General features: G+C 72.7%; 10 protein-coding genes. 7 read left to right on the plus strand and 3 right to left on the minus strand.

Annotated elements, in window-relative coordinates; translation table 11 throughout:
- Nucleotides 1-5: 5 nt before the first annotated feature.
- Nucleotides 6-470, minus strand: a complete 465-nt coding sequence (locus ACZ6S5_RS31390; RefSeq protein ID WP_466005847.1) for a carboxymuconolactone decarboxylase family protein — start codon at nucleotides 468-470, stop codon at nucleotides 6-8.
- 143 nt (nucleotides 471-613) lie between these two features.
- Here ACZ6S5_RS31390 and ACZ6S5_RS31395 point away from each other — a divergent pair, with 143 nt between their 5' ends.
- From ACZ6S5_RS31395 to ACZ6S5_RS31415, 5 genes are all read left to right on the plus strand, one after another.
- The gene (locus ACZ6S5_RS31395; RefSeq protein ID WP_466005848.1) at nucleotides 614-1483 is read left to right on the plus strand and encodes a sigma-70 family RNA polymerase sigma factor; all 870 of its coding nucleotides are present in this window, start codon (nucleotides 614-616) and stop codon (nucleotides 1481-1483) included.
- The gene (locus ACZ6S5_RS31400; protein WP_466005849.1) at nucleotides 1480-1884 is read left to right on the plus strand and encodes a helix-turn-helix domain-containing protein; all 405 of its coding nucleotides are present in this window, start codon (nucleotides 1480-1482) and stop codon (nucleotides 1882-1884) included. Before ACZ6S5_RS31395 ends, ACZ6S5_RS31400 begins: the two co-directional genes overlap by 4 nt.
- A 35-nt stretch (nucleotides 1885-1919) precedes the next feature.
- Nucleotides 1920-2339 (plus strand): VOC family protein, encoded by a 420-nt coding sequence (locus tag ACZ6S5_RS31405; RefSeq protein WP_466005850.1) that lies wholly within the window; start codon nucleotides 1920-1922, stop codon nucleotides 2337-2339.
- Between the two features lie 12 nt (nucleotides 2340-2351).
- Nucleotides 2352-3059 (plus strand): DUF998 domain-containing protein, encoded by a 708-nt coding sequence (locus tag ACZ6S5_RS31410; protein ID WP_466005851.1) that lies wholly within the window; start codon nucleotides 2352-2354, stop codon nucleotides 3057-3059.
- A gap of 63 nt (nucleotides 3060-3122) precedes the next feature.
- Nucleotides 3123-3734 (plus strand): histidine phosphatase family protein, encoded by a 612-nt coding sequence (locus ACZ6S5_RS31415; RefSeq protein WP_466005852.1) that lies wholly within the window; start codon nucleotides 3123-3125, stop codon nucleotides 3732-3734.
- A gap of 86 nt (nucleotides 3735-3820) precedes the next feature.
- On the opposite strand, the gene ACZ6S5_RS31420 is transcribed toward ACZ6S5_RS31415, so the two are convergent.
- Entirely contained in the window at nucleotides 3821-4480 is a 660-nt protein-coding gene (locus ACZ6S5_RS31420; protein WP_466005853.1) for a type 1 glutamine amidotransferase domain-containing protein, read from the minus strand.
- A 72-nt stretch (nucleotides 4481-4552) separates the two neighbouring features.
- Here ACZ6S5_RS31420 and ACZ6S5_RS31425 point away from each other — a divergent pair, with 72 nt between their 5' ends.
- A complete protein-coding gene (locus ACZ6S5_RS31425) occupies nucleotides 4553-5437 on the plus strand; it encodes a LysR family transcriptional regulator (RefSeq protein WP_466005854.1) in 885 nt (294 codons plus the stop codon).
- Nucleotides 5438-5470: 33 nt separating this feature from the next.
- Here the strand turns inward: ACZ6S5_RS31425 and ACZ6S5_RS31430 are convergent, their stop codons facing one another.
- The gene (locus ACZ6S5_RS31430; RefSeq protein ID WP_466005855.1) at nucleotides 5471-5920 is read right to left on the minus strand and encodes a hypothetical protein; all 450 of its coding nucleotides are present in this window, start codon (nucleotides 5918-5920) and stop codon (nucleotides 5471-5473) included.
- Between the two features lie 169 nt (nucleotides 5921-6089).
- Here ACZ6S5_RS31430 and ACZ6S5_RS31435 point away from each other — a divergent pair.
- The coding region (locus ACZ6S5_RS31435) for a M4 family metallopeptidase (protein WP_466005856.1) at nucleotides 6090-8094 on the plus strand (2005 nt) is incomplete at its 3' end.

Consider the following 8094-nt stretch of genomic DNA (forward strand, 5'->3'; position numbering starts at 1 on the left):
CCGCGTCAGCCCCAGTTCTGCGGGGCCGGCTGCCGGGTGGTGGCGTTGATCCGGTTGAAGAAGTTGGTGGTGGCGATCCAGAGCACCAGCGCCGCCAGCTCCTTCTCCCCGAAGTGCCGGGCCGCCTCCGCCCAGACCTCGTCCGGCACCGCGTCAGCCCGGTCGGCGAGCCGGGTGGCGACCTCGGCCAGGGCGAGCGCGGCCCGCTCGGCCTCGGTGAAGTACGGCGTCTCCCGCCAGGCGGCCACCGCGAACAGGCGCTCCTCGGTCTCGCCGTTCTTCCGGGCGCTGCGCGCCCCGGAGTCGACGCAGGCGCTGCACCCGTTGATCTGGCTGGCCCGCAGGTGGACCAGCTCCAGGGTGCTGCCGGGGACGCCGGCCGAGTGGGCCGCCTTGTAGAGCAGGTTGATCGCCTTCACCGCGTCGGGGAGCAGCGCGGCCGGGTTCTGGATACGAGCCTCGATCGTCATCTTGATCCATCCTGTCCTGTTAGGCTGGCCGGCGTTCGTCGCGCCGCCGCTCTTGTCGTCCGTCACCCGGATGTCGAGGCCGGGACGAGCGACGTGACAGATGTGGCGGCGATCACTCTCCAGTCGCGGGGGATGGCGGGATCGTGAGCGGCACCGAAATGTTGGTCCAGCGTTTCGAGGAGCAGCGGCCCCGGCTGCGCGCGGTCGCCCACCGGATGCTGGGCTCCGCGGCCGAGGCCGACGACGCGGTGCAGGACACCTGGTTGCGGCTCAGCCGCGCGGACGTCGACGGCATCGACAACCTGCCGGGCTGGCTGACCACCACCGTCGGGCGGGTCTGCCTGGACCGGCTGCGGTCCGGCACCGCCCGGCACGAGGAGTCCACCGACACGGCCGGGGAGGAGCCCACCGCCGAGCCGGCCGGCGGACGCGACCCGGAGCAGGAGGCGCTGCTCGCCGAGTCGGTCGGTCAGGCGCTCGAGGTCGTGCTGACCACCCTCGGCCCCACCGAGCGCCTGGTGTTCGTGCTGCACGACATGTTCGCCGTCTCGTTCGACGAGATCGCGCCGGTCGTCGACCGCAGCGCCCCGGCGGTACGGCAGATCGCCAGTCGGGCCCGGCGCCGGGTGCAGAGCCGCTCGGCCGACCCGGTGACCGACCCCACCCGCCAGCGCCGGGTCGTCGAGGCGTTCCTCGCCGCCTCCCGGGAGGGGCGTTTCGAGGACCTGGTCAGCCTGCTCGACCCGTACGTGGTGCTGCGCGCCGACGCCACCGCGGTGCGGATGGGCGGGACCGGCGAGGTGCGCGGCTCGTCCGCCGTGGCCGACTTCTTCAACGGCCGGGCGCAGGGCGCGGTGCCGGCGTACGTCGATGGGGCGGCGGGCGCCCTGGTGGTCGTGGGCCAGCACGCCCGCCTCGTGCTCAGCTTCGTCGTCACCGATCGGATCATCGGCGTCGAGGTGGTGGCCGATCCCGAGCAGCTGCGCGCCCTGGAGGTGGTGGTGGACGGGTGAGCCGGGCCGTCGAGGAGTCCAACCGGGCGATGCTGCGCGCCCGGGACGCCATGGACCGGGCGTACGCCGAACCGCTGGACATTCCCGCGCTGGCCCGGATCGCGCACGCCTCGGAGGCGCACTTCATCCGTACCTTCCGGGCCACCTTCGGCGAGACGCCGCACCGCTACCTGCAACGCCGCCGCGTCGAGCGGGCCATGTCGATGCTCCTGGAGACCGGGCAGGACGTCACCGAGATCTGCTACGCGGTCGGCTTCAGCAGCCTCGGCACGTTCAGCCGGACCTTCCGGCAGATCGTCGGGGAGTCGCCCAGCGACTTCCGCCGGCACCGGTCGGCCGCCGCCGCGAACGTGCCGAGCTGCTTCGCCAAGGCTTGGACCAGACCCAGCAGTTTTGGATAAGCAGCAGCTCAGGGGCGGCCCGTAGCGTCTTGGGCATGACGATGAACGCGATTTCCCGCTCCCAGATCTACGTGCTCGATCAGGACGAGGCGCTCGACTTCTACGTCGGCAAGCTCGGCTTGGAGGTCGGCACCGACCAGGACTTCGGTTTCATGCGCTGGCTGACGGTGCACGCGCCCGGCGATCGGGAGCACGAGATCCTGCTGGAGAAGCCCGGGCCGCCGGCCCTCGACCCGGCCACCGCCGAGCAGGTGCGGGAGCTGCTCACGAAGGGCGCGATGGGCGGCTGGCTCTGCCTCACCACGGACGACGCTCGCAAGACGTACGAGGAACTGGTGGCCAAGGGCGTGGACATCACCGACGAGCCGACCGAGCGGCCGTACGGGATCGACTTCGGCATCCGCGACCCGTTCGGCAACCGGATCCGCATCGGCCAGATTTATTGGCGGGGCTGAGGGGGCGGACCGGTGACCGAGGTGATCAGGACCCGACCGGTGAGCCGGGTGACGGCGGACGCCGTGCTGCTGGCCGGCGGCGTCCTCGCCGGACCGCTCTGGGTGGCGGTCGCGCTGGCGCAGGGGCTGACCCGGGCGGGCTTCGACTTCCGGCGGCACCCGGTGAGCGTGCTGAGCAACGGCGACCTGGGCTGGGTGCAGATCGCCGACTTCGTCCTCGCCGGGCTGCTCTGCCTGGGTGCCGCGTCGACGCTGCGCCGGGTCCCGCACCCCGGGCTCGGCCCCGTCACCGGCCCCTGGCTGATCGGCCAGTACGGCCTCGGGCTGGTGCTGTCGGGGATCTTCGTGGCCGATCCGGTGGACGGTTTCCCCGCCGGTACGCCGGCCGGCCCGGGCACCGTGAGCTGGCACGGCCTGGCGCACTTCGGGGCCGGTGCGGTCGCCTTCACGGCCCTGATCGGGGCCTGCCTGATCGCCGCGCGCCGGTTCGCCCGGCAGGGCGAGCGTGGCTGGTCGGTCGCCAGCGCGGCCACCGGGGTGTTCTTCGCGGCGGCCTGGCTGGCGCTGATCGGCAGCGGCGGGCGGCCGGCGGCGATGGTCCTCTTCGCCCTGGCGGTCACGGTGGGCTGGGCCTGGGTCTCCGTCACGCTGTGGCGCGCCCGGCGGGACGGAGGCGCCCATCTCCCGGCGGCCGAGTTCGGTCAGCGCGCGGCGGGCTGACGGGCGCCCGGGGTCGGGAGGCGCGGGCTAGGCTCGCGTCTCCCGATCATGGTGAGGTGACGAGTGGCGAGCCGACTGCTTTATCTGGTCCGGCACGGTGAGCAGGACGGAGCGGAGGAGAGCGGGGACACCGGCCTCTCGGCGCGGGGGCGCCGGCAGGCGGAACTGCTCGCCGACCGGCTGCGGGGGATGCCCTTCGCGGCCGTCCACCACGGGCCCGCGCGCCGGGCGGTGGAGACCGCCGAGCTGGTCGCCGCCGCCCTGCCCGGCGTCCCCGTACATTGTTCGGACAGCGTCGGGGACCACCTGCCGCACGACACCGACCCGGCGGGACTGCCCGAGCGGTACGCGGCGTTCCTCGCCGACTTCACCGAGCCCGAGCGGGTCGATGGGCCGCGTCGGACCGCGGAGGCGGTGGCCCGGTTCGCGACGGCGCCGGTGGAGGGTGACGTCCGCGAGCTGGTGATCACCCACAACTTCCTCATCGCCTGGCTGGTGCGGCACGCGCTGGAGGCCCCGGAGCGGCGCTGGCTCGGCCTCAACCACCACAACTGCGGCGTCACCGTCCTCCGCTACCGCGACGGTGTCCCGCCCACCCTGATCGCCCACAACGACGTGGCCCACCTGCCCCCCGACCTCCGCGCCACGGGCCTTCCCCCGGACTACCTGATCTGAGGACGCCAGAGCCCGGTCGATCATGGGGCTGGCCGGGGCGGAACGGGCGTTTTCCGCGGCCAACCCCATGATCGGCGTTGCGGGTGTCAGGCGGAGACGAGCTTGACGACGGCCTCGGCCAGGGCGCGGGCGGACTGGGGATTCTGGCCCGTCACCAGGCGGCCGTCGACGACCACCTGCTCGGTGAAGTTGGGCGCCGGGACGTGCTGGGCGCCAGCCTCGGTCAGCTTGTCGGCGAGCAGGAACGGGACCTGGTCGGTAAGGCCGACCGCCGCCTCCTCGTCGTTGGTGAAGCCGGCCACCCGCTTGCCGGCGACCAGGTACGAGCCGTCCGACAGCCTGAGGTTCACCAGCGCGGACGGGCCGTGGCAGACAGCGGCCACCACGTCGCCGGCCTCGTAGACGGAGCGGGCGATGCGGGCGAGGTCCGGGTCGTCCGGGAAGTCCCACATCGTGCCGTGACCGCCTGCGAAGAGCAGGATGTCGTATCCGGTCGGGTCGACCTCGGTGGCCTTCGGGGTGTCGTCCACGCCGGCGGTGGCGAGGAAGTCGTTCTGGGTCCGGTCGTTCTCGTCCCGGCCGTCCACCGGGGGCCGACCACCGGCCACCGACACCAGGTCGACGTCGTAGCCCGCGGCCCGGAAGACCTCCCACGGCTCCGCGGCCTCGCCGACGTAGAAGCCGGTCGGGCGGCCGGTTTCGCCGAGCTTGCGGTGACTGGTCAACGCGATGAGTGCACGAGTCATGGGGGCAATGCTGGCGCGCGGATCCATCGCTGACCAATAGGCGAACCCCGCACCGGCGATAGATTTGCTGATGTGAAGGTGTCGTTGGACCTGCTCCGCAGCTTCCTCGCCGTGCACCGGTCCGGGTCGATCACCGGGGCGGCGGAGCTGCTCGGGCTGGCCCAGCCGACGGTCACCGCCCAGCTGCGGGCGCTGGAGGAGGCCGTCGGCCGACCGCTCTTCGACCGGCTGCCCCGGGGCGTCACGCCGACGGCCGCCGGGGAGGAGTTGGCCCGCCGGGTCGCCGAGCCGCTGGATCGGCTTGCCGCCGTGCTGGCCGACGACTCGACCACGGCGTACTCCCGGGCGGTGTTCCTCGGCGGTCCGGCCGAGTTCCTCGCCGAGCGGGTGCTGCCGGCGCTGGCCGGCCCGATCGGCGACGGCCTGGAGCTGCGGGTCACCGCCGGGTTGCCGGAGCAGCTCCAGGACGACCTGGTGGCCGGACGGTTGGACGTGGCGGTGACCAGCATCCGGCCGCGACGTCGCGGGCTGGTCGTCGAGCCGCTCTACGACGAGGAGTTTGTCCTCGTCGCCGCCCCGGCGTGGGCGGAGCGGCTGCCCGATCCGGTCACCCCGCAGGCGCTGCGGGACGTGCCCCTGGTCGCGTACGCCGAGGAGGCGCCGATCCTGCGCCGGTACTGGCGGACGGTCTTCGACACCCGGCTCACCCGGACGCCCGGCCTGGTGGTGCCCGACCTGCGGGCGGTCCGGGCGGCAGTGACCGCCGGAGCCGGCGTGACGGTGCTGCCGACGTACCTCTGCCGGGGTGAGCTGGCCGCCGGCACGTTGCGGGCGTTGCTCGCGCCGGCGCTGCCCCCGCTCAACACCCTGTTCCTCGCGGTCCGGGCGGGGGTGGGCGACCGGCGCGAGGTGCGGGCGGTCCGGCGAACCCTGCGGGCGGCGGCGGCCGGCTGGTGAGCCGGCGGGGCCGCGGGGCCCCGCCGGCGCGGGTCAGCCGGTGGCGCGGTTGAGCAGTTCGACCACCGCCCCGGTGGCCGCCGGCGGGGTGGCCTGCGGCGGGCAGTCCACGTAGCCGGTCGTCGTGTCGCCCACGGTGAGCTGGTAGGTGAAGGCGTCCGCGCACGTCGTGGCCGGGGTGGTGGCGGTGGCCTCGGCGGGTAGCCGCGGGTCGGTGGCGAGCTGCCGCAGCCGGTCGAGGTCCGGGGTGGTGAGCTGGCCGGTACGGGAGCCGCCGGACCGGTCGACCTTCGTCCAGTGACCGTCGGTCCGCACGGTCACGGTGTCCGACAGCCCGGCGATGCCGCCGGACTTCGTCAGCACCACCTCGGCCGGCAGGGTGGTCGGCGGGCCGTCGGCGGCCGGGGCGCCGGACTGCGCGCAGCCGGCGAGCGGGGTGAGAAGCGCGGCGAGGAGGCCCGCCGCGACGGGGGTCGTTCTCATGCCGATCGGACGCACGGGGGTGTCACTCGGTTCCGTGTCACCTGCACCACCTCATCCGAACGGCCAATGTCTGCGGCAGGAAAGCGCTCGCCCTCTTCCACGTTCTTCGATGTATCGCTATATCTACATCAGTGACTACCCCCGTCACAACTTTCTCTCAGGAGGGCACGTGAAGAGATCCCTCGCCGCCGTCAGCGCAGCCCTGCTCACCAGCGGTGTGCTGACCTGCGTCACCACCACGGCGTACGCGGCAACCCCGAGCGCCCCCGTCCCGGAGTCCGCCGCCGCAGCTCGGGCGGACAGCCTGCTCCGCGCCAACCCCGGTGCCGTCCAAGGTGCCAGCGGGGAGGCGTACCAGGCCGTCCGCACGAAGGTGGACCCGTCCGGGGCCGCCCACACCCGGTACACGCGGACCTACCACGGCCTGCGCGTCTACGGCGGTGACTTCGTCATCCACACCGCCCCGAACGGCACCATGGCCGGCACCTCGTCCGGCCTGGCCGCCCCGCTCACCCTGAGCACCACCGCCACGGTCGGCGCGGACGCCGCCAGGGCGAGCGCGCGGCAGGCGTTCTCCGGCACGCTCACCTCGCTGGGCAGCCCGGAGCTCTTCGTCGACGCCAGCTCCGGCAAGGGCCGCCTGGCCTGGGAGACCGTCGCCAACGGCTGGCAGGCGGACCGGCAGACCCCGTCGAAGCTGCACGTCGTCACCGACGCCACCACGGGCAAGGTGATCGGCTCGTACGACGAGATCGAGACGGTGGTCGGCAGCGGCCAGGGCATCTACACCGGCACGGTCAGCATCGACACGACGCTCTCCGGCAGCACCTACTCGATGGTGGACCCGTCGCACGGCAACGGCCGTACCTGCGACATGAACAACACCACCAGCGGGACCTGCACCACCTTCACCGACGCCGACAACGCGTGGGGCAACGGCACCAACTCGAACCGGCAGTCCGCCGGCGTCGACGCCCACTTCGGCGCGGCGAAGACCTTCGACTACTTCAAGAACGTGCACGGCCGCAACGGCATCTTCGGCAACGGCACCGGCGTGCCGAGCCGGGTGCACTACGGCAGCAACTACGTCAACGCCTTCTGGGACGGCTCCCAGATGACCTACGGCGACGGGTCCAGCAACGCCAAGCCGCTGGTCTCGCTCGACGTGGCCGGCCACGAGATGAGCCACGGCGTCACCGAGGCGCTCGCCGGCCTCACCTACTCCGGCGAGTCCGGCGGCCTCAACGAGGCCACCAGCGACATCTTCGGCAACATGGTGGAGTTCTACGCCGCCGCGCCGGCCGACCCGGGCGACTACCAGGTCGGCGAGAAGATCGACATCAATGGCAACGGTACGCCGCTGCGCTACATGTACAACCCGTCGCTGGACGGCTCGTCCGACTCCTGCTGGAGCACCAGCACGAAGAACAAGGACGTGCACTACTCGTCCGGCGTGGCGAACCACTTCTACTTCAACCTCGCCGAGGGCACCGGCGCCACCTCGTACGGCACCTCGCCGGTCTGCGGCTCGGCGCCGGCCGTGGTCGGCATCGGCCGCGCCAAGGCGGAGAAGATCTGGTACCGGGCGCTCGACGTGTACTTCACCTCGAACACGTCGTACGTCAACACCACCACCCCGTCGAACACCGCCCGGGCGTACACCCTGCGGGCGGCGACCGACCTGTACGGCAACTGCTCTACCGAGTACAAGACCGTCCAGGCGGCCTGGACCGCGGTGAACGTAGCCGGGTCCGATGCGCCCTGCGGGTCGACCGGTAACGACTTCTCCGTCTCGCTCGCGCCGACCTCCGGCTCGGTGACCGCGGGCGGCTCGGTCTCCACCACCGTCGCCACGGCCACCACCAGCGGGACCGCGCAGACCGTGACGTTCTCCGCGTCCGGCCTGCCGAGCGGCGCCACCGCGTCGTTCAGCCCGTCCTCGGTGACCTCGGGCGCGTCGTCCACCCTCACCATCAGCACCACGTCGAGCACCCCGGCCGGCACCTACTCGGTGACCGTCACCGGCACCGGCTCGGTGAGCCACTCGGCGACGTACAGCCTGACGGTGAACGGCACCGGCGGCGGCTGCACCGGCGCGGGCCAGAAGCTGGGCAACCCCGGCTTCGAGTCCGGTAACACCGTCTGGGCCTCCACCTCCGGCGTGATCGGCCAGT

Source organism: Micromonospora sp. NPDC051924, from assembly GCF_055586005.1.